The organism is Donghicola mangrovi (assembly GCF_013377535.1).
Taxonomy (GTDB): domain Bacteria; phylum Pseudomonadota; class Alphaproteobacteria; order Rhodobacterales; family Rhodobacteraceae; genus Donghicola; species Donghicola mangrovi.
The window spans coordinates 785,719-804,689 of record NZ_JABCJE010000001.1 but is presented as its reverse complement, the minus strand read 5'-3'; the positions used below and the strand labels follow the sequence as shown (position 1 = coordinate 804,689).

General features: G+C 61.6%; 17 protein-coding genes. 9 read left to right on the top strand and 8 right to left on the bottom strand.

Annotated elements, in window-relative coordinates:
* Positions 1 to 70 precede the first annotated feature (70 nt).
* The 3 genes from leuS to holA are packed head-to-tail and all read left to right on the top strand — an operon-like array spanning position 71 to position 4,162.
* A complete protein-coding gene (gene leuS, locus HJ536_RS04075) occupies positions 71 to 2,650 on the top strand; it encodes a leucine--tRNA ligase (RefSeq protein ID WP_177156754.1) in 2,580 nt (859 codons plus the stop codon).
* Entirely contained in the window at positions 2,637 to 3,137 is a 501-nt protein-coding gene (gene lptE, locus HJ536_RS04070; protein ID WP_177156753.1) for an LPS assembly lipoprotein LptE, read from the top strand. Before leuS ends, lptE begins: the two co-directional genes overlap by 14 nt.
* Complete coding sequence (gene holA, locus HJ536_RS04065; protein ID WP_177156752.1) at positions 3,134 to 4,162, top strand: DNA polymerase III subunit delta; 1,029 nt, start codon at positions 3,134 to 3,136, stop codon at positions 4,160 to 4,162. The genes lptE and holA overlap by 4 nt, the downstream gene beginning before the upstream one ends.
* Here the strand turns inward: holA and HJ536_RS04060 are convergent, their stop codons facing one another.
* The 3 genes from HJ536_RS04060 to trhO all read right to left on the bottom strand — a co-directional run bounded on the left by HJ536_RS04060 (position 4,163) and on the right by trhO (position 6,796).
* Positions 4,163 to 5,320, bottom strand: a complete 1,158-nt coding sequence (locus HJ536_RS04060) for a TIGR03862 family flavoprotein (protein WP_194245640.1) — start codon at positions 5,318 to 5,320, stop codon at positions 4,163 to 4,165.
* Between the two features lie 142 nt (positions 5,321 to 5,462).
* Positions 5,463 to 5,804 carry a DMT family protein gene (locus tag HJ536_RS04055; protein WP_176852301.1) on the bottom strand — a complete coding sequence of 114 codons (342 nt, stop codon included), beginning with the start codon at positions 5,802 to 5,804 and terminating at the stop codon, positions 5,463 to 5,465.
* A gap of 74 nt (positions 5,805 to 5,878) precedes the next feature.
* Positions 5,879 to 6,796 (bottom strand): oxygen-dependent tRNA uridine(34) hydroxylase TrhO, encoded by a 918-nt coding sequence (trhO, locus tag HJ536_RS04050; RefSeq protein WP_177156751.1) that lies wholly within the window; start codon positions 6,794 to 6,796, stop codon positions 5,879 to 5,881.
* 102 nt (positions 6,797 to 6,898) lie between these two features.
* Here trhO and pncA point away from each other — a divergent pair, with 102 nt between their 5' ends.
* The 4 genes from pncA (at position 6,899) to HJ536_RS04030 (ending at position 12,087) form a co-directional block, all read left to right on the top strand.
* Positions 6,899 to 7,507, top strand: a complete 609-nt coding sequence (gene pncA / locus HJ536_RS04045; protein ID WP_177156750.1) for a bifunctional nicotinamidase/pyrazinamidase — start codon at positions 6,899 to 6,901, stop codon at positions 7,505 to 7,507.
* 70 nt (positions 7,508 to 7,577) lie between these two features.
* Complete coding sequence (locus tag HJ536_RS04040; protein ID WP_177156749.1) at positions 7,578 to 9,809, top strand: hybrid sensor histidine kinase/response regulator; 2,232 nt, start codon at positions 7,578 to 7,580, stop codon at positions 9,807 to 9,809.
* Positions 9,810 to 9,868: 59 nt separating this feature from the next.
* Positions 9,869 to 11,158, top strand: coding sequence for a nicotinate phosphoribosyltransferase (gene pncB, locus HJ536_RS04035; RefSeq protein ID WP_177156748.1), 1,290 nt, complete (start codon positions 9,869 to 9,871; stop codon positions 11,156 to 11,158).
* Entirely contained in the window at positions 11,155 to 12,087 is a 933-nt protein-coding gene (locus HJ536_RS04030; RefSeq protein WP_177156747.1) for a hypothetical protein, read from the top strand. The genes pncB and HJ536_RS04030 overlap by 4 nt, the downstream gene beginning before the upstream one ends.
* Positions 12,088 to 12,093: 6 nt before the next feature.
* Here the strand turns inward: HJ536_RS04030 and arfB are convergent, their stop codons facing one another.
* The 5 genes from arfB to HJ536_RS04005 all read right to left on the bottom strand — a co-directional run bounded on the left by arfB (position 12,094) and on the right by HJ536_RS04005 (position 16,415).
* Positions 12,094 to 12,507, bottom strand: coding sequence for an alternative ribosome rescue aminoacyl-tRNA hydrolase ArfB (gene arfB / locus HJ536_RS04025; RefSeq protein ID WP_176852308.1), 414 nt, complete (start codon positions 12,505 to 12,507; stop codon positions 12,094 to 12,096).
* A gap of 301 nt (positions 12,508 to 12,808) precedes the next feature.
* Positions 12,809 to 13,435: a queuosine precursor transporter gene (locus HJ536_RS04020; protein ID WP_177156746.1), complete on the bottom strand. Its 627-nt coding sequence runs from the start codon at positions 13,433 to 13,435 to the stop codon at positions 12,809 to 12,811.
* A gap of 117 nt (positions 13,436 to 13,552) precedes the next feature.
* Positions 13,553 to 14,407: a penicillin-insensitive murein endopeptidase gene (gene mepA, locus HJ536_RS04015; RefSeq protein ID WP_420811080.1), complete on the bottom strand. Its 855-nt coding sequence runs from the start codon at positions 14,405 to 14,407 to the stop codon at positions 13,553 to 13,555.
* 62 nt (positions 14,408 to 14,469) lie between these two features.
* Positions 14,470 to 15,822, bottom strand: coding sequence for an MFS transporter (locus HJ536_RS04010; RefSeq protein WP_177156744.1), 1,353 nt, complete (start codon positions 15,820 to 15,822; stop codon positions 14,470 to 14,472).
* A 56-nt stretch (positions 15,823 to 15,878) separates the two neighbouring features.
* Positions 15,879 to 16,415, bottom strand: a complete 537-nt coding sequence (locus tag HJ536_RS04005; protein ID WP_177156743.1) for an acyl-CoA thioesterase — start codon at positions 16,413 to 16,415, stop codon at positions 15,879 to 15,881.
* A 138-nt stretch (positions 16,416 to 16,553) separates the two neighbouring features.
* Between HJ536_RS04005 and HJ536_RS04000 the strand changes: the two genes are divergently transcribed.
* On the top strand, positions 16,554 to 16,841 hold the full coding sequence (locus HJ536_RS04000; RefSeq protein ID WP_177156742.1) for a YggT family protein: 288 nt from the start codon (positions 16,554 to 16,556) through the stop codon (positions 16,839 to 16,841).
* Between the two features lie 84 nt (positions 16,842 to 16,925).
* Positions 16,926 to 18,965: a DNA helicase RecQ gene (gene recQ, locus HJ536_RS03995; RefSeq protein ID WP_177156741.1), complete on the top strand. Its 2,040-nt coding sequence runs from the start codon at positions 16,926 to 16,928 to the stop codon at positions 18,963 to 18,965.
* Positions 18,966 to 18,971: the final 6 nt, after the last annotated feature.

The window sequence follows — 18,971 nt, the reverse complement described above, 5'->3', positions numbered from 1 at the left end:
CTCCCTCTGGACCAAAAGGCCGCACAAGCCTATCACCCCGCGCAAGTAATGCATGATCGGGGACCACGAGATGTCGCGCTATTCCGCTAACGAGATCGAAGCCAAGTGGCAAAAGGCCTGGGAAGAGGCCGGTGTCTTTACCGCGCAGCGCAGCGCGGACAAGCCCAAGTACTATGTGCTCGAGATGTTTCCCTATCCGTCGGGGCGCATCCACATGGGCCACGTGCGCAACTACACCATGGGTGACGTGATCGCCCGCTACAAGCTGTCGACCGGCCACAATGTTCTGCACCCCATGGGCTTTGACGCCTTCGGGATGCCTGCGGAAAACGCGGCGATGGCGTCGAATGGCCACCCCAAGGATTGGACCTACAGCAACATCGACACCATGGTAAACCAGATGAAGCCTCTGGGCTTTGGTCTGGACTGGTCGCGCATGTTCGCCACCTGTGACCCCGAATACTATGGCCAGCAGCAGGCGCTGTTCCTTGATATGCTGGAAGCGGGCCTTGTTTACCGCAAGAACGCCGTCGTGAACTGGGACCCGGTCGACATGACCGTTCTGGCGAACGAACAGGTGGAAAACGGCCGCGGCTGGCGTTCGGGTGCCTTGGTCGAGCGCCGCGAACTGACCCAGTGGTTCTTCAAGATCAGCGAATACTCGGACGAGCTGCTGAGCGCGCTGGACACGCTGGATAACTGGCCCGCCAAGGTGAAAACCATGCAGGCCAACTGGATCGGCAAGTCGCGCGGTCTGCAGTTTGCCTTCTCGACCGTGGACGCGCCCGACGGGTTCGACCGCATCGAGGTCTACACCACCCGTCCCGACACCCTGCTGGGTGCCAGCTTTATGGGCATTTCGCCCGACCACCCGCTGGCCAAGCATCTGGCCGAGGACAACGCCGAACTGGCCGCCTTCTGCGAGGAATGCCGCCGCATGGGCACCAGCGAAGAAGAACTGGAAAAAGCCGAGAAGCGTGGCTTCAACACCGGCCTGACCGTGCGCCATCCCTTCGACACCTCGTGGGAACTGCCGATCTATATCGCGAACTTCATCCTGATGGATTACGGCACCGGCGCGATTTTCGGCTGCCCCGCCCACGACCAGCGCGATTTCGAATTCGCCACCAAGTATGACCTGCCCATCGCCCCTGTTTTCGTGCCCGAAGATGTGGCCGCTGACAGTGCCGATGAGTATTTTTACAAAGGTGAAAGCGCATTCGTTCCGATGAAGTCGGAGAAGGTCCGCTATGTCCGCGGGTTCTGCGGCGCCGAGGTTCAGACCGGCGAAGAGGCTGTCGATGCGGCCGTCGATTTCTGCGAATCGCAAGGGGTTGGCCACGGCGTGACCAAGTTCCGTCTGCGCGACTGGGGTCTATCCCGTCAGCGCTACTGGGGCTGCCCGATTCCCGTGGTGCACTGCGAGGCGTGCGGTGTTGTCCCCGAGAAGAAAGAGAACCTGCCCGTTCAGTTGCCCGACGACGTGACCTTTGACGTGCCCGGCAACCCGCTGGACCGTCACCCCACTTGGCGCAACTGTGAATGTCCGTCCTGTGGTGCGCCTGCGCGCCGCGAGACCGACACCATGGACACCTTTGTGGACAGCTCGTGGTACTTTGCCCGCTTTACCGCGCCCCGCGCGACCACGCCCACCGATGCGAGCGAGGCGGAATACTGGATGAACGTCGACCAGTACATCGGCGGCATCGAGCACGCGATTCTGCACCTGCTGTATTCGCGCTTCTTTGCCCGTGCGATGAACATCACCGGCCACCTGCCGGAGAAGTCGAAAGAGCCGTTCAACGCCCTGTTCACCCAAGGCATGGTGACCCACGCGATCTACAAGACCACCGGCGCCGATGGCCGCCCCGTCTATCACTACCCCGAAGAGGTCGAGACCGTTGGCGGCAAGGTTGTGCTGAAAGACGGCGGTGCCGAGGTCGAGGTTGTGCCCTCGGCCAAGATGTCGAAGTCCAAGAACAACGTCGTGGACCCGCTGGCGATCATCGAGACCTTTGGCGCGGACACCGCCCGTTGGTTCATGCTGTCCGACAGCCCGCCCGAGCGTGACGTGGAATGGACCGCCGCTGGCGCCGAAGCCACATACAAGCACCTTGGCCGCGTCTGGCGCATTGCCGCCGAAGCCGCCGAGGACCAGACCCCCGCGACCGATCAGGACGAAGCCCTGCTGCGCGAGATGCACAAGGCCATCCACGACGTGACCGCCGGTGTCGAAAGCTTTGGCTTCAACGCCTCGATCGCGAAGCTGTACGGTTTCACCAACACCCTGTCCAAATCCAAGGCAGGCGGCGAGGCAAAGCGTGCCGCTGCCAAGACCCTAGCGCAGCTGATGTCGCCCATGACCCCGCACCTGGCCGAGGAAATCTGGTCGATGCTGGGGGGCGAAGGTCTGATCGCTCAGGCGGCTTGGCCCGTGGCGGATGCCGCCATGCTGGTCGAGGACACTGTGACCCTTCCCATCCAGATCAACGGCAAGCGCAAAGGCGAACTGGTCGTTGCCAAAGATCTGCCCAAGGAAGAGGTTGAAAAGCTGGTTCTGGCACACGAAGCTGTGGTCAAAGCGCTGGACGGCGCTGCACCCAAGAAACTGATCGTTGTGCCGGGACGGATCGTCAATGTCGTCGTTTAACCTGACCCGCCGCTCCTTTGTTGTTGGCGCGGCTCTTTCCCTCGCCTTGGCGGGTTGCGGGCTGAAGCCCTCTCTCGCGCCGGGCGGGGCGGCGCAGTCGCTGTTCGGGCGCCTGCGGGCGCGCGAACCCAAGACGCGGACGGACTATCTGTTTGTCCGCCGCTTCGAGGAGCGTATCGGCCTGACCACCACCGGTGATCTGGAGCTGGACTACACCCTCGATATCGAGCGCAAGGCGATGGGCATCACCTCGGACCAGACCACCAGCCGCTATATGCTGGCGGGCAAGGCCACCTATTCCGTGCGCCGCACCGGCAGCGACGGCGCGCTGGCCCACGGCACCGTGACCGCCTTTACCGGCTATTCCGCGACCGGCTCGACCGTGGCGACCCAAGCCGCGCAGACCGATGCGATGGAACGTCTGATGACCCAGCTGGCCGACCTGACCGTCGCCCGCCTGACCGCCGAGGCCACGCGCCTGAAATGAAGCTGTCGCCGCGCGATTCCCTTGGTTACATCGCGCGCCCCGACCCGTCGCGGCCGGGGATTCTGCTGTTCGGCGCGGACGCCATGCGTGTTGCCGACCGGCGCATCCAGATCATCGCAAATCTCATTGGCCCCGAGGGCGAAGGCGAAATGCGCCTGAACCGCATCCAAGGGGCCGACGTGCGCAAAGACGGCGCCCTGCTGTTCGACGCTTTGAAAGAACAGGGGTTTTTCCCCGGTCAACGCTGCGTGTTCGTCGAGGACGCGACAGACACCTGCGCCAAGCCCATCGACGCCGCCCTGAACGGCTGGCGCCCGGGTGATGCGGTTCTGGTCGTGACCGCTGGCCAACTGACCGCCAAATCCGCCCTGCGCAAAGTGTTCGAAAGCCACCCGCAGGCCTATGCCCTTGGCATCTACAACGACCCTCCGGGCCGCGATGAAATCGAAGGCATCGTGCGCGAATCCGGTCTGGCGATCCCCGACCGCGATGCGATGGACGGGTTGGTTGCCCTAGCCCAAACGCTGGAACCCGGCGATTTCCGGCAAACCGTGCAGAAGCTGTCCCTGTACAAATATGGCGACACCTCGCCCCTGACGGCCGCCGATATCACCGCCTGCGCCCCCGCCTCGACCGAGGCCGCGATTGATGACGTGCTCGATATCGTCGCCGAGGGCCAGCAGCAAAAACTCGGCCCCGTCATGCGGCGGCTCGAGGCCCAAGGCACCAAGCCGACCGAGCTGATGATCTTTGCCCTGCGGCATTTCAAAACGCTGCACGCGGTGTCCTCGGCCCCCGGCGGCGTGTCTGCGGGCATCGGCGCCCTGCGCCCACCCGTCTTCGGCCCCCGCCGCTCCAAGCTGGAGCGTCAGGCCGGCCGTTGGCGCGTGCAAAAGCTGGAAATGGCCATCGGGATGCTGGTGGACACGGACTTGCAACTGCGCTCTGCGGGCCAAACCGCCCCCGACATGGCCGTGGTTGAACGGACGCTCCTGCGCCTGACGATGCTGGGGAACACCCGCTAGTTAATATCGCGCGGCGGCCAAGCCCGCCCAGCGCCCACTGGCCAGACACGCGGTCAGCAGATAGCCGCCCGTCGGGGCCTCCCAATCCAGCATCTCTCCGCAAGCAAACACGCCGGGCCGGTCCCGCAGCATCAGATTGCTGTCCAGCGCACTGAACCGCAGCCCACCCGCCACCGAAATCGCCTCGTCCAAGGGACGCGGCCCCACCAACGCCAAAGGCAACCCCTTCAGCACCGGCGCCAGATCATCGGGCAAGGGCCGCGCGAATTCCTGCACCAAGGCCACCTTCACCGCAGGCATCGACAGCCCCTTGCGCAGCCGGTTGGCGAGCGAATCCTTCGCCTTGCCCCGCGCCAAACGCTTGCGCACTTCATCCACCGACACATGCGGCAGCAGATCGACGCGCAATTCAGCCCCCTCACGCACCGCCCGCGACACCGCGTAAATCCCGCCACCCTCGACCCCACGGGCCGATACAACGAATTCCCCGCGCTCCACCTGATCTCCGGCGATCAGGGCGACATCCTTTACCGGCTCGCCGAAATGCTTGGCCATATGCTCGGACCAATCGACCAGAAACCCCATGTTCGCAGGCTGGAACGGGGCCACATCCCCCACATGCTCCGTCCAAGAACCGTCCGAACCCAGCCGCGCCCAGCTCGCCCCGCCGCACGCCAGCACAGTCACGCCAGCCCGAATAACAACACGCCCCTCAGGCCCATCGACCAACACGTCATCGCCATCCCAACCGGCCCAACGATGCCGCACCCGAACCTCAACGCCGTAGCCTTCCAGCCGCCGCAACCAAGCCCTGAGCAAAGGCGAAGCCTTCATCACCTTAGGAAACACCCGCCCCGAACTGCCCACAAACAACGGCACGCCCAGATCCTCGGCCCAGCCCATCACCTCCACCGGCCCGAAATCGCGCAACGCCGGAACCAAAGGCTCCACCCCCGCCCCATAGGCGGCCACAAACGCCCCGAAATCCTCGTCCTTGGTGATGTTCAGCCCCGATTTACCGGCCATCAGGAACTTGCGCGCCACGCTCGGCTTGGCCTCCAGCACGACAACCCGCCGCCCCTCTGCGCCCAGCATCTCCGCTGCCATCAGCCCAGCCGGACCCGCACCGATCACCAGCGCATCCACAACCTCGACCATGCCAGCCCCTCGCTTATTCCAGAAATCCAGCCATGATTACCCACCCGCAGGCCCCTGACACAAGCCCACCTTCAGCTTGGTCCAAATACCCCGGGGGTGAATTGGCCAAAGGCCAAGAGGGGGCAGCGCCCCCAACCACGCTTCAGAAAGGCCCGCGGAAAATCACGAACGCCCCTACCCCGATCAGCCCGAACCCGACCAGATGGTTCAGCGTCAGGCTCTCTTTCAGCACCAGAACCGAGAACCCCGCGAACACCGCCAAGGAGATCACCTCCTGAATGGTCTTCAGCTGCGCCGTGGAATAGACCGCATGGCCGATCCGGTTCGCCGGAACCGCCAGAAAATACTCGATCAAGGCAATGCCCCAGCTGATCAGGATCACCGGAATGATCGGCGCGGTGGGGTACTTCAGGTGCCCGTACCACGCCACCGTCATAAACACGTTCGAGGCAATCAGCAGCAGCACAGGCAGGGCGTAAGTCATCAGTCACAGTCCAAAAAGTAAAAGCGCGGCAGAACCATCCGCCGCGCCCCAATACGCCCAAGCTGCCAGCCAGTTCAATCGTCCAGCGTCAGGGTTCCCAGATGGGTCTCGCCCCGTTCACGGGCCAGGGCCATCTGCTTCTGCCGCTCGCGGAACCGCGCCTTGTCGGCGTCAGAGGTTTCACCTACGCACTGATGGCAGCTCACACCGGCCTCATACTCGGCCCGCTCTTTATCCTCGGGCAGGATCGGGCGGCGGCAGGCGTGGCACAGCTCGTGCGGGCCTTCTTTCAGCCCGTGACCCACAGACACTCGCCCGTCGAACACAAAGCATTCCCCCTGCCACGTGCTCTCTTCCTCGGGCATCTCCTCAAGGTAGCGCAGAATGCCGCCCTTCAGGTGGTACACCTCTGGCACACCCTGACCCAAGAGGAAGTTCGTCGACTTCTCGCAGCGGATCCCGCCGGTGCAGAACATTGCCACGCGCTTGTTGTGGAAGCGGTCCTTGTTTTCCTCCCACCACTGGGGGAATTCGCGGAACGTCTTGGTCATCGGGTCAATCGCGCCCTCGAACGTGCCGATCGCCACCTCGTAATCGTTGCGGGTGTCGATGGTCACCACATCGGGGCTGCGGATCAACTCGTTCCATTCGGCGGGCTCGACGTAGTTGCCAACGTGGGCCGTGGGGTCCACATCGGGCTGCCCCATGGTCACGATCTCTTTCTTCAGGCGCACCTTCATGCGGGGAAAGGGCGCCTTCTCGGCGGTGGCCTCTTTCCACTCCAGCCCCGCGCAACCGGGCAGGCTGCGGATATGGGCCAGCACAGCGTCCAGACCGGCCCGCGGACCGGCGATGGTGCCGTTGATCCCCTCGCGCGCGATCAAGAGCGAGCCTTTGACATCCCCCGCATCACAGACAGCCTTCAAGGGCCCCTGAATGGCAGCAGGATCGTCGAAACGGGTGAATTGATAGAGAGCAGCGATATAATACATGGCCTGTGCACTTATTCCCCTGTGTCCGTCGTATCAAGTGGGATGATTGACGCGACACCGAACGCGTCCTAGCGTGAAAATCAAAGGGGATGACAAAACGATATGCAATATCCTGATACCGCGCTGATCGTGATCGACGTTCAGAACGACTTCTGCACTGGCGGGGCCCTTGCCGTTCCCGCAGGAGAAGAGGTCGTGCCCCTGATCAACGACATGCTGCCCGATTACGGCGTGCGCGTGTTTACGCAGGATTGGCACCCCGCCGACCACGCGTCCTTTGCCAGCCAGCACGATGGCGCGGCACCGTTCAGCACGACCGAAATGCCCTATGGCACGCAGGTCCTGTGGCCCGACCACTGCATCCAAGGGACCCAAGGCGCCGCCTTTCACCCTGACCTGAACACGGACCCCGCTGACCTGATCATCCGCAAGGGTTTCCGCCCGCAGATCGACAGCTACTCCGCGTTTTTCGAGAATGACCGCACCACCCCGACCGGCCTTGAGGGTTACCTGCGCACACGGAATGTGCAAAAGGTCATGTTAGCCGGACTCGCAACTGACTTTTGCGTAGCCTACTCCGCACTCGATGCGGCCCGTCTGGGTTTCGATGTTACAGTTTATCTGCCTGCGTGCCGAGCGATTGATCTGGAAGGATCTTTCCAAAGCGCCATATCAGAACTGACACGTAACTCTGTTAAGGTCGTGAGCTAACAGGATCGACGCTCGCCCCTTGTTCTAGTGCTTTGGTTGTCAGGTCCATACTGTGAAAGACTTGGAATAGATGACCGCATCCGGCGCGTCGCGCACCACTCCCCCCGTCCTGCCCGCTGGCGCAGGCAAATTCCGAGGCTATGCCCGTGGCCGCGCGGACCTGTTGTCGTTGCGCGTGGTTGTTGGGGCCTTCGGGGCGCTGGTGCTGTTCGCCCCCTATTCATGGCCCTATGCCGCCGTGGCCGCGATCGCCGTCTGCATCGGCGAGGCGCTGGACTCCATCTCGCTGGGCCAATCGGTCAAACGCATCGAACGCGGCGGCGCGCTAGAGCCCGAGATCCGCTTCAGCATCATCACCGCCTTCTTCCAGTCCATCGTTTTCTCGGCGGTCGTCATCGCTGCGGCGGTCATACGCCCATATGAAACCGTGGACATGTTCCTGATCACCTACCTCTTCGCGGCCGCGATGAATGCCGGGATGATCATGTTCTTCAACACCAAGGCCACCTATGCCCGCCTGTCGATCTATGGCATCGCGCTGTGCTGCATTCTGGCCATGCGCTGGCTCTATTTCTGGGGCTCGCCCATTCTGGTCTACGAAACCGCGGGCGTCCTGTTGCTGGTCTATGTGGGCTACCGGATCATCGACTTTGCCGATGTCAGCTTCCGCAAACAGGAAAACGACCGCTCCACCGCGCAAGAGGCCAACCAGTCCCTGACCGAGGCCAACCAGCGCCTCGTCCGCAACGAACTGCACCTCAGCCAGCTGGCCGCCGTGGCCGAGAACGCCAACGACTCCGTCATCGTCTTCGACACCATGGGCCGCATCACATGGGTCAACGAGGCCTTTGAAAAGCTGACTGGCTACACCTTGAACGAGGCATACGGCCGCCGGGCCGGATCGCTGCTGAACGGCCCTCTGACCTCGTCCGAGACTGTGGCCCGCATCGAGCATGCCGCCGCCACCGGGTCCTCTCTGCGCGTCCAGATCCAGAACTACACCAAGGGCGGCGATCCCTTCTGGGTGGAAACCAACCTCGTGCCCCTGCCCGCCAGCCCCACCAGTCCGGGCGGCATGGTCGCGATCGAGCGTGACATCACCACCGCCAAAATCGCCGAGGCAGAGCTGGCCCAAGCCAAGCGCAAGGCCGAGCGCAGCGAAGCCGCCAAGACCCAGTTTCTGGCCACCACCAGCCATGAAATCCGCACGCCCATGAATGCCATCGTGGGCCTGACCGACCTCTTGGCCGAGAAACATCTGGACCCCGAGTCCACCGAATACGTCGCCGCGCTTCAGGACTCCGCTCAGTCGCTCTTGCGGATCGTCAACGACATCCTCGACCTGTCCAAGCTCGAGGCTGGCAAGCTCAAGATCATTCCGACCGTTTTCTCGGTCTCCGATTTCTTTGCCAAGCTTGATGGCCTTATGCGCCCCCGCGCGCAGGCCAAAGGTCTGTCTCTGACGCTGGACCTGCCCGACGACATGCCCCTGATCTTTGCCGACGAAGGGCGCATCCGCCAGATTCTGGTGAACCTGATCGACAACGCCATCAAGTTCACCCGCGAGGGCGGCGTCACCGTGTCCCTTCAGACCAACCGCATCGCCAACACCTGCCGCTTTGCGGTGGATGTCACCGACAGCGGCATCGGTATCTCCGAGGACGGGATGCGCCGCCTCTTTGGCTATTACGCGCAGGCCGAGGATACGACCTCGGTGGAATTCGGCGGCACCGGTCTGGGGCTGGCGATCTCGCGGCAATTGGCCCGCGAGATGGGCGGCGATCTGACCGTCGTCTCGCACGAGGGTCAGGGATCGTGCTTCAGCCTGTTCCTGCCCGTCCCCTGCGCCGTCAAACGCCCCGACGCCCAGCAGCCCGCCCCTGCCCCCGCAGCGGCCCCTGTGCCCACCCTGACCGGCCACACCATCATGGTCGCCGAGGATAACGCCACCAACCGGATGCTGATGAAGAAGTTTCTGGATAGCTGCGGCGCGACCCTCCTCTTTGCCGAGGACGGCCAAGAGGCCGTGGAAACCTTTGCCGCCTCCCGTCCCGGCCTGATCCTGATGGACATGCAGATGCCCAACATCGACGGGCTAGAGGCCACCCGCCAGATCCGCGCCCTTGGGGGCCAGCAGCCCTATATCATCGCGCTCACCGCCAACGCCCAAAAGGACGACCGCGACCGCTGCATTGACGCTGGCATGGACGACTTCCTGACCAAACCCGTCCGCAAGGCCGAACTGCTGGAGCTTCTGAACAAGGTCCTTCTGGAACCGCACGAGACCGAAAAACAGCTTTGATACCAACGGGCCCCTAGCGTACACCTGTCCTGTTACCGCGACCGGAAGGGGCCCGCAGCATGGACATCGCAACCCGCGTCTATAACCACAAGTGGCAGATCGACCCCATCGTCCGGTCTCTGATCGACACGGATTTCTACAAACTTCTGATGTGCCAATCGGTGTTCCGCAACAAACCGGACACCCGCGTCGAATTCAGCCTCATCAACCGCTCTGACAAAGTCCGCCTTGCCGAACTGATCGACGAAGGCGAGCTGCGCGAACAGCTGGACCACATCCGCAGCCTGTCCCTGTCCCGCGGGGAATCCACATGGCTGCGCGGCAACATGTTCTACGGCAAGCGCCAGATGTTCCGCCCCGACTTCATGGAATGGTTCGAGAACCTGCGCCTCCCCCCCTACCACCTCGAGAAAATCAACGGCCAGTACGAACTGACCTTCGAAGGCTCCTGGCCCGAGGTCATGCTCTGGGAAATCCCCGCCCTCGCCGTCTTGATGGAACTCCGCGGCCGCGCCGTCCTGAACCGCATGGGCAAGTTCGAACTGCAGGTCCTCTACGCCCGCGCCATGACCAAACTCTGGGAAAAACTGGAACACCTGCGCCGCATCCCCGACCTGAAAATCGCCGACTTCGGCACCCGCCGCCGCCACTCGCACCTCTGGCAGGACTGGTGCGTCCAAGCCATGATGGAGGGTCTGGGCCCCCGTTTCATCGGCACCTCCAACTGCCTGATCGCCATGCGCCGCGACATCGAGGCCATCGGCACCAACGCCCACGAACTGCCCATGGTCTACGCCGCGCTGGCCGAAACCGACGCCGAACTGGCGCAGGCCCCCTATCAGGTGCTGGCCGACTGGCACGAGGAACACGACGGCAACCTGCGCATCATCCTGCCCGACACCTACGGCACGTCAGGCTTCCTCAAACGCGCCCCCGACTGGCTGGCAGGCTGGACCGGCATCCGCATCGACAGCGGAGACCCCGCCTCGGGCGCCGAAACCGCCATCCGCTGGTGGCAGGAGCGGGGCGAGGACCCCACCCGGAAACTGGTGATCTTCTCGGACGGCCTCGACGTGGACCAGATCGAGGCCCTGTCCGCCCAATTCGCCGGCCGCGTCCGCGTCAGCTTTGGCTGGGGCACACTCCTGACCAACGACTTCCGGGGGCTGGCGCCGGACGACGCCCTCGCCCCGTTCTCATTGGTGTGCAAAGCCGTCAGCGCCAACGGCCGCCCGACGGTCAAACTCTCGGACAACCCCGAAAAAGCGATGGGCCCCTCGGCCGAAATCGAGCGATACAAGCGCGTGTTCGGGGTTGGGGAGCAGATTAGAAGAGAGGTTGTGGTATGATTTCTTCGAAAACAGGAATACTGATCGCCTGCGGATTGCTTGTCCTAGCTGCTATTCTTTTTCTAGCATTTGCAATTGGTTCAACTGCAATTGCGACAATTGTACCAGACTACGACAATCCGGCTTACATCCAGATCTGGCAGTCTTTACGCGGTCAATTTCTTAATGACTATTTCACACAACTCTTAGGTGCTGTTGTAGGCATTCTCGGTTTAGTTCTGATAGCAGGAAGTGCTTTGTATGGCTTTATTCGCCAAGACCTTCAAATAAGCATGAAATCGAATATCGACAGCATGTTTGATGCGTTTGAAGCTAGAACTGTGCTTATTGCGTTCACTGAATACAGCTTCGCCCTTTACCTCAGTTATGAAACTACTTTACGAAAAATTCTCGAATCTGAAACTCCCACTTCAGACGAGGAACGTAAAGAAGCACTCGCCAAGATTAAACTTGCACGAAGTACAGTTGAGAATGGACTGAATAAATTTGATCGTATGCCGAAGAATGTCCGTGAAATAGGCCTTCAGCAGTCGTCAACAATCAGTGCCTACGTTCAGGCTTACAATAGTTTTTATTACTCATTGGCTGCTGAAATGGTGATCTCAGAGAAGCTACCCGCAGAACTTCTGCAAATCGACTTTGAAGAGACCTTGCAATTCATCTTAGAAAAATCTCTCTCAAAAGAATTAGCGAGTGAAAATTTTCCATGGTGGGAACCTTACGAAACGATCGCTTTTTTCAAGTTGCAGGCGGCAATCTTGAAAGACGACGCTGCGCTGAGAACTGAAGCCAACGAAATGATAAATGTACTCGTCAGCAGAGCCTCTCCCAAGCGTCTACTAGGCAAACCACCGGAGCAGATCAGTGAGGTAGCACGTAAAGAGTACTCTATTTCTCGGTATAGCGGGCTTATTGAACTGCCAAATTAATTTTGATCACTCCACCTTCCCCCTAAGCGCCTTAACCTCCCCCCGCTGCTTCTTCTCTTCGAGGCGGCGGCGGACAGAGCCTTTGGTGGGCTTGGTGGGGATGCGGCGTTTGGGGGCCTCGAGGGATTTGACGATCAGGTCTGTTAACCGTTCGCGCGCGATCTCGCGGTTGCGCGCTTGGGAACGGGTGTCTTCGACCCGCAGGATCAGCGCCCCGTCCAGTGTCCAGCGGCGGCCTGCCAGTTTCTTCAATCGGCGTTTGACGGGGTCCGGCAGGTTGGGGCTGCGCTCGGCCTCGAACCGCAGTTCGACCGCCGTTGACACCTTGTTCACGTTCTGCCCGCCGGGGCCGGAACTGCGCGAGAACTGCTCGGTCAGTTCCCAGTCCTGAATGGTTATGAAATCGTTAACCCTCAGCACGGGGCATCCCTTCGTGTCATGACGCGAGCCATACGTTTGCCATACGGAAACCAGACATGGCAAACGACAAAGGAAAAGGGCCGCCGCAGAAGCTACGGGGGCCCTCCGAAAGTCCAGGAGGCGGGCCGGTTAGGCCGTCGCCAACTAGGGTGATCTAGCGCCCAAGGGCTGCCTCAGACGAAAAATCCCCCAATTGTCCCGACACCTCGCTCCAATACCTTTCTCGACACTGGACCACCTCCTTTCAATATGTTGCTCCTAACAAGAAGGGTGGCACAGTTTGTTGTGAAGTCAAAAAGAATTATTGGATAGTCGCGTTCAACTTTCCGGTAATCATCCGAAACGGGACGAGAGCGATCAAAGCGACGGCAAATTTGACCATCCAGTCAGCAACGGCCAAAGACACCCACAGCGGCTGATCCGCCCCAAAGGTCATAAAAGGCATAGAATCCAACGCCCAAGCGGTCGCAGAATCGGCCTCAGCCCCAAAGCTGATCGACCCCGAAAAAGCGATGCTGAAAAACAAGGCAGTGTCCACGATCGACCCCACGACGGTCGAGGCCAGCGGCGCTTTCCACCAGATCCCACGGCGCAGACGGTCGAACACGCTGATATCCAGCATCTGCGCGATCAGGAACGCGATCCCCGACGCCACACCAATCCGCAAGGGCACGGCGGGACCGAACTCTAGCATAACCTGACTTCCAATCAGCGAGCAGATGATGCCCGTGACAAAGCCGGCCAGAACCACTTTGCGCGCCGCAGCCGCGCCGTAGAAACGGTTCATCAGGTCGGTGACCAGAAACGCCACAGGATAGGTGAACGCCCCCCAGGTCAGCAGACCATCGAGGATCAGGAATTGAACGAGGATATTCGAGGCAACCACAACGGCTGCCATGGCGATCACGCCAGGTAGGATACGGTTCATGATGTCGGTCCGTTTTTTGTCGAAGGTGACGGCAACTCGCGCCCACGATGGGGCGAACGGACCGCGCATAAGGGGAATCGACCCCTTATGGCAAGTTCTCCTTTGGTTAACGGCGCGTTAACGGGGCGAGAGGATGGCGGCACACTGGCCGGGCAGATCAGCCACGCGCAGTTCCCGTTTGGGCTGGGGTTTGGGCGCGTTCGGGTTCGGCGGCGGCGGGTTCAGGATGTTGTTCACCCAGGTCTGCGCCTCGTCACAGCCATCGCCTGCGGGGGGCGGGTCTTGGTTCACGCAGCCCACGGCTCCGGCCGGACAGGTCAGGCGCACATGGAAATGGTAGTGATGACCCCACCAAGGACGCACTTTGCGCAGCCAGCTGCGATCGCCCTTTTCGGCCTTGCACATGGCGACCTTGGCCCCGGGGAAGACAAAGATCCGGGCGGTGCGCGGGTCTTGGGCGGCGGCCTTGATCAGGTCGTGATGCTGCTGGGTCCAGTTGCTGTTGGTGTAGGCCCCGTCATTCTTGCGCAGGGAAATCGAGGAAATGCTTTCCCGCTCTGCCGCTGTCAGGTTCAGGCGGGTTGCGGGCAGCATCCAGATATCCGCGTCCAGACCCATTTGGTGGCTGGCGTGACCGCTGGTCATCGGGCCGCCACGGGGCTGGGACATGTCGCCCACATAGATGCCGTTCCAACCGGGCATGCGGGCGGCCTTGGCACTGAGGGTCTTGATGAAATCCACCAGCTCAGGGTGGCCCCAGTTCCGGTTCCGCGACAGGCGCATCGCCTGCCATGTGGGGCCGGTTTCGGGCAGTTGCTCTGCCCCCGACACGCAGCCCTTGGCATAGGACCCGAACGGCGCGATGGGTGCACCAGAGGCGACCTTCTCGGCGCCGAACGCCTGTTTGGCCAGCTGGTTCACATCAACCCCTTCGGCGGGGCCGTTCATAAAGGCCACAGATTGCGCCCTCATTTCAGCCGAGGGCGGCTTGGGCGCACCGCCGCAAGCGGCCAGCGTCAGAACCAGAACGAATTTTACGAGGCGTTTGACCATGCTTGGGGATCTCCGTCTTTCGCGACAAAGCGTATCAGGAAGAGACCCGCCAGAAAAAGCACAATCAGAGGGCTGACCCCGATTTGCTGGCTACCCGTTATGTGAGTGGCAATACCAATCGACAAAGGCGCGATAAAGCTGGTCGCCTTGCCCGCCAGCGCATAGAGGCCGAACGCCTCGGTCATGCGGGCGGGGTTGGCCTGACGGACCAGCATCGTGCGGCTGGCCGATTGCAGGATACCGCCCGCCGCACCGATCACCGCGCCCACAAACATGAACGCGAGATCGGGCAGCTTGGACCCTTCGGCCACAGGCATGAACAGCACTGCATCTCGGGAAATCATCACCGTCAGGAACGACACAGCAACCAGCGCCAGAATGGAGCCGACAATCACCGGACGCGGCCCGAACCGCATGTCCATCTTGCCGCCAAGCCACGCAAACAGCGCCCCAAAGATGATCGAGACCAACCCGAAAATGCCGGTTTGCTGCACGCTCCAGCCCAGAACGCCCGCCGCATAGATGCCGCCGAACACGTACATCCCGTTCAGCGCGTCTCGATACAGCATTGAGGACGCCAGATACGCGCTCAGGGACGGGTGCTGGGGCAGGCCCTTCAGGGTGCGGCCCAGATCGTTCAGCGCGGCGCGGATGGCGCCTTTGGGGGCCTTTTTCGCCTTGGGATCACGGACGAACAGAAAGAACGGGATCATGAACACCACGTACCAGATGGCGGTCAGCGGCCCCACGGCACGCGTCCCTTCTCGGGTGGCGGCATCCAGACCGAACACCGGATCAAGGCCGATGAACGTCTTTCCCGTCACCGGACTGTCGGCAAAGAACGCCAGCATGATGATCAGCGCCAGCAGCCCGCCCACATAGCCAAAGGCCCAACCGTTGCCGGAAATCTTGCCCACCTCTTCGCGAGGGCCCAGATCAGGCAGCATCGAGTTGGTGAAGATCGTCGCGAACTCCATCCCGATCATGCCGACGGCAAAGCTGGTCATCACCAGCGCCAGATTGAAGTGATCAGGATGCGCGTACCACAGGCCATAGGACCCCAGCACGTACATCACCGAGAAGCCCCAGATCCAGCGACCCCGATTTCCGGTGGTATCCGCCATCGCCCCGAGAATCGGTGCAAGGATGGCAATCGCGATCCCGGCGGCGCCCACGCCAAAGCCCCAAACGGCTTGGGCCTGCGCGCCATCCTTTAGTATTTCTTTTATGTACGGCCCGAAAATAAAGGTGATCAACAGGGTCGCAAAGGGCTGGCTGGCCCAGTCAAAAAAGTACCAACCCCAGATGCGTTTGCGCACATTACCAACCGTCATAAGTCACACCCTTATTGTTGCTTTTGAAAGAACAACTTCGGTGTCACCGACGCAAGTCAATCTTGCATAGGCGGCCAAGGTCGTTGCGCTTCGGCCTCAATCCAGGCATTGACCCAATCGGGAATGGGCGGACTCTGGGTCGGGATACCCATGGCCTCGCAAACTCTGTCCGGTCGGACAATACCGTTTTTGTCAGTTACGGCTGTGCGATACAGCACATGGCTGGCGCATTCGCCGTCGGACTTCCACATAGTTTGCTCGATATACAGGAATTTATCGTCCCAACAGACGCCCCGACTGCGGATCGTGATCTTGTCGAACATGCGCACACGGCGACGCCAGCGCACCGACACCCCCGCCATAGTCATCAGCCAGCCCTGTTCCCGAAGCGCCTTCCACAAAGGGGTCCGCATCGCCAAAGGAATCCGCGCCAGATCGTAGATCGACAAAGACCGGCCGTTGTTCAGCTCCATCCAGATGTCGATGTCCCAAGGCCAGCAGATATGCGTCGTTTCCATCGTATCGGTGATCCCGATGGCAGGTTTTTTACGCTCTCTTAGGATGCCGTAGGCTAGACGTATGAATGGGTACATGGGGCTCCTCCGCTTCCGCGTTGCAGCATGGCGGCTGCTGGCGTGGGGTCAACGCGGGACGTTGCGTCATGCGGTGGTCTTGCTCTTGGGGCTTTGGTCGCCTACCTATTTTGGAACGGAAATGAACAGGGTGCGCCGATGACTTCGCTTTACCAGATCCTCATGCTGATCCTTGACGTGGTGTGGTTCGTCATGATCGCCCATATCGTCATGAGCTGGCTGATCAGTTTCCAGGTGCTGAACCTGTACCAGCCCTTGGTCCGTCAAATCTGGGACGGTCTGAACCGCCTGCTAGAGCCGATCTATGCCCCCATCCGCCGCATTCTGCCTGCGACCCCGGGTCTGGATCTGGCCCCGCTGGTCGCCTTCATCATCCTGATCGCGATCCGGATCATTCTGCAGAACAATATCGCGCTGTTCCTCTAAATCTTGGGGCTTCGGCCCCTTGCCTGCCGAGTCTTGGTGTGGGACAGTCGCGCCCACCTCGAGCAGTATCCCAGTAGACACCCCATGCAGCACGCACATGATCTGTTGCGGCAGGTATTCGGATTCGATGCCTTTCGCCCCGGACAGCAAGAAATCGTCGAAGCCGTCACCGGCGGGCAGAACGTGCTGGCCATCATGCCCACGGGCGGGGGTAAATCCCTGTGCTTCCAGTTGCCCGCCTTGGTGCGCGAAGGCGTCACGGTCGTGATTTCCCCGCTGATCGCCCTGATGCGCGATCAGGTGAGGGGGCTGCGAGAGGCGGGTGTTGGCGCAGGCGCCCTGACCTCGGGCAACACGCCCGAGGAAAACGAAGCCGTCATGGATGCTCTGCACCGCGGCGAGATCAAGCTGCTCTATATGGCTCCCGAACGTCTGGCTTCGATGGGGACGGAGCGACTGCTGCGCAACGTCGGCACCAGCCTGATCGCGGTAGACGAGGCCCACTGCGTCAGCCAATGGGGCCACGATTTCCGACCCGATTACTTGCGCATCGGCGAACTGCGGCAGGCTCTGAACGTGCCTCTGGCCGCGTTCACCGCCACCGCAGACGCCGAAACCCAAGACGAAATCGTTCAAAAGCTGTTCGGCGGCGTCCAACCGACATCGTTTCTGCGCGGCTTTGACCGCCCGAACATCCACTTGGCCTTTGCTGCCAAGGAAAACCCGCGCAACCAGATCCTGTCCTATGCTGCCGCACGGCGTGGCCGTTCCGGCATCATCTACTGCGGCACCCGTGCCAAAACCGAGGGCCTGTCCAAAGCTTTGCGGGACGAAGGCCACCTGTCCTGCCACTATCACGGTGGCATGGACCCCGACGACCGCCGCGACGTGGAACGCCGCTTTCAACAAGAGGACGGGCTGATTGTCGTCGCCACCGTCGCGTTCGGGATGGGCATCGACAAACCGGACATCCGCTGGGTCGCCCACGCGGACCTGCCCAAGTCCATCGAAGCATACTATCAGGAAATCGGTCGCGCCGGCCGTGACGGCGCCCCCGCCGAAACCCTAACACTATTCGGCCCCGACGACATACGCCTGCGCCGCAACCAGATCGACGAAGGGCTCGCGCCCCCCGAACGCCGCGCAGCCGACCACGCGCGCCTGAACTCCCTGCTAGGTCTTGCCGAAGCCGTCACCTGCCGCCGCCAATCCCTGCTGTCCTATTTCGGCGAAACCAGCGAACCCTGCGGGAATTGCGACCTCTGCGATCAGCCGCCCGAGACATTCGACGGCACCGAAGCCGTCCGCAAAGCCCTGTCCGCCATCCTGCGCACCGGTGAATATTTCGGCTCTGGCCACCTGATCGACATCCTGACCGGCAACGCCACCGACAAAGTGCGCGACCGTGGGCACGACGGCCTACCGACCTTTGGCGTGGGCAAGGAATTCGACCGCCGAGGCTGGCAAGCCGTGTTCCGCCAGATGATGGGCCACGATCTGGTCCGCCCCGATCCCGAACGCCACGGCGCCCTGCGCATGACCGATCCTGCGATCCCGATCCTGAAGGGTGAGCAATCCATTACCCTGCGCCGCGACACAATATCTGTCTCGTCTCGCCGCCCTGCCATCAAGATGATGGTGTCCGAAGAAGATATGCCCTTGCTATCTGCGCTGAAGGCCAAGCGCCGCGCCTTGGCCGAAGCCGCCAGTGTTCCCGCCTATGTCATCTTCAACGACAAGACCCTGATCGAGATGGCAGAGCGCCGCCCCGCGAACCTCGACGACATGGCGCGGATTTCAGGTGTGGGCGCGAAGAAGCTGGAGCGATATGGCTCGGATTTCCTGCACGTGATTAACGGCGAGGCCGCCGCCCTGCACCCCAGCCGCCGCAAATTGGCGGGCCGGAACGCCGCGAACCTTTACGATGCGCTGCTCGAGGTTCAGGCGGAACTGCTGCGCGGGGCTGACGGAATGGACAAGCCGCTCAGTTGCTCTTCGTCGCAACTTGCCAAGATCGCCGAACTGCGGCCGCGCGACACCCAGACGATGGTGCGCCTGCTCGGGGATCGCCGCGCCGAACGATTTGGCGAGGCGTTTCTGGACGTCCTGCGGGAGGCGGGCTAAATCCGA

Bases quoted from the DNA above. Each gene is read 5' to 3' on its own strand.
- HJ536_RS04000 (WP_177156742.1), top strand. From the start codon at position 16,554: ATGACTTCGCTTTACCAGATCCTCATGCTGATCCTTGACGTGGTGTGG.
- HJ536_RS04030 (WP_177156747.1), top strand. From the start codon at position 11,155: ATGATTTCTTCGAAAACAGGAATACTGATCGCCTGCGGATTGCTTGTC.
- HJ536_RS04060 (WP_194245640.1), bottom strand. From the start codon at position 5,320: ATGGTCGAGGTTGTGGATGCGCTGGTGATCGGTGCGGGTCCGGCTGGG.
- leuS (WP_177156754.1), top strand. From the start codon at position 71: ATGTCGCGCTATTCCGCTAACGAGATCGAAGCCAAGTGGCAAAAGGCC.
- HJ536_RS04040 (WP_177156749.1), top strand. From the start codon at position 7,578: ATGACCGCATCCGGCGCGTCGCGCACCACTCCCCCCGTCCTGCCCGCT.
- holA (WP_177156752.1), top strand. From the start codon at position 3,134: ATGAAGCTGTCGCCGCGCGATTCCCTTGGTTACATCGCGCGCCCCGAC.
- HJ536_RS04055 (WP_176852301.1), bottom strand. From the start codon at position 5,804: ATGACTTACGCCCTGCCTGTGCTGCTGCTGATTGCCTCGAACGTGTTT.
- HJ536_RS04020 (WP_177156746.1), bottom strand. From the start codon at position 13,435: ATGAACCGTATCCTACCTGGCGTGATCGCCATGGCAGCCGTTGTGGTT.
- mepA (WP_420811080.1), bottom strand. From the start codon at position 14,407: ATGAGGGCGCAATCTGTGGCCTTTATGAACGGCCCCGCCGAAGGGGTT.
- HJ536_RS04010 (WP_177156744.1), bottom strand. From the start codon at position 15,822: ATGACGGTTGGTAATGTGCGCAAACGCATCTGGGGTTGGTACTTTTTT.
- trhO (WP_177156751.1), bottom strand. From the start codon at position 6,796: ATGTATTATATCGCTGCTCTCTATCAATTCACCCGTTTCGACGATCCT.
- recQ (WP_177156741.1), top strand. From the start codon at position 16,926: ATGCAGCACGCACATGATCTGTTGCGGCAGGTATTCGGATTCGATGCC.
- pncA (WP_177156750.1), top strand. From the start codon at position 6,899: ATGCAATATCCTGATACCGCGCTGATCGTGATCGACGTTCAGAACGAC.
- HJ536_RS04005 (WP_177156743.1), bottom strand. From the start codon at position 16,415: ATGTACCCATTCATACGTCTAGCCTACGGCATCCTAAGAGAGCGTAAA.
- lptE (WP_177156753.1), top strand. From the start codon at position 2,637: ATGTCGTCGTTTAACCTGACCCGCCGCTCCTTTGTTGTTGGCGCGGCT.
- pncB (WP_177156748.1), top strand. From the start codon at position 9,869: ATGGACATCGCAACCCGCGTCTATAACCACAAGTGGCAGATCGACCCC.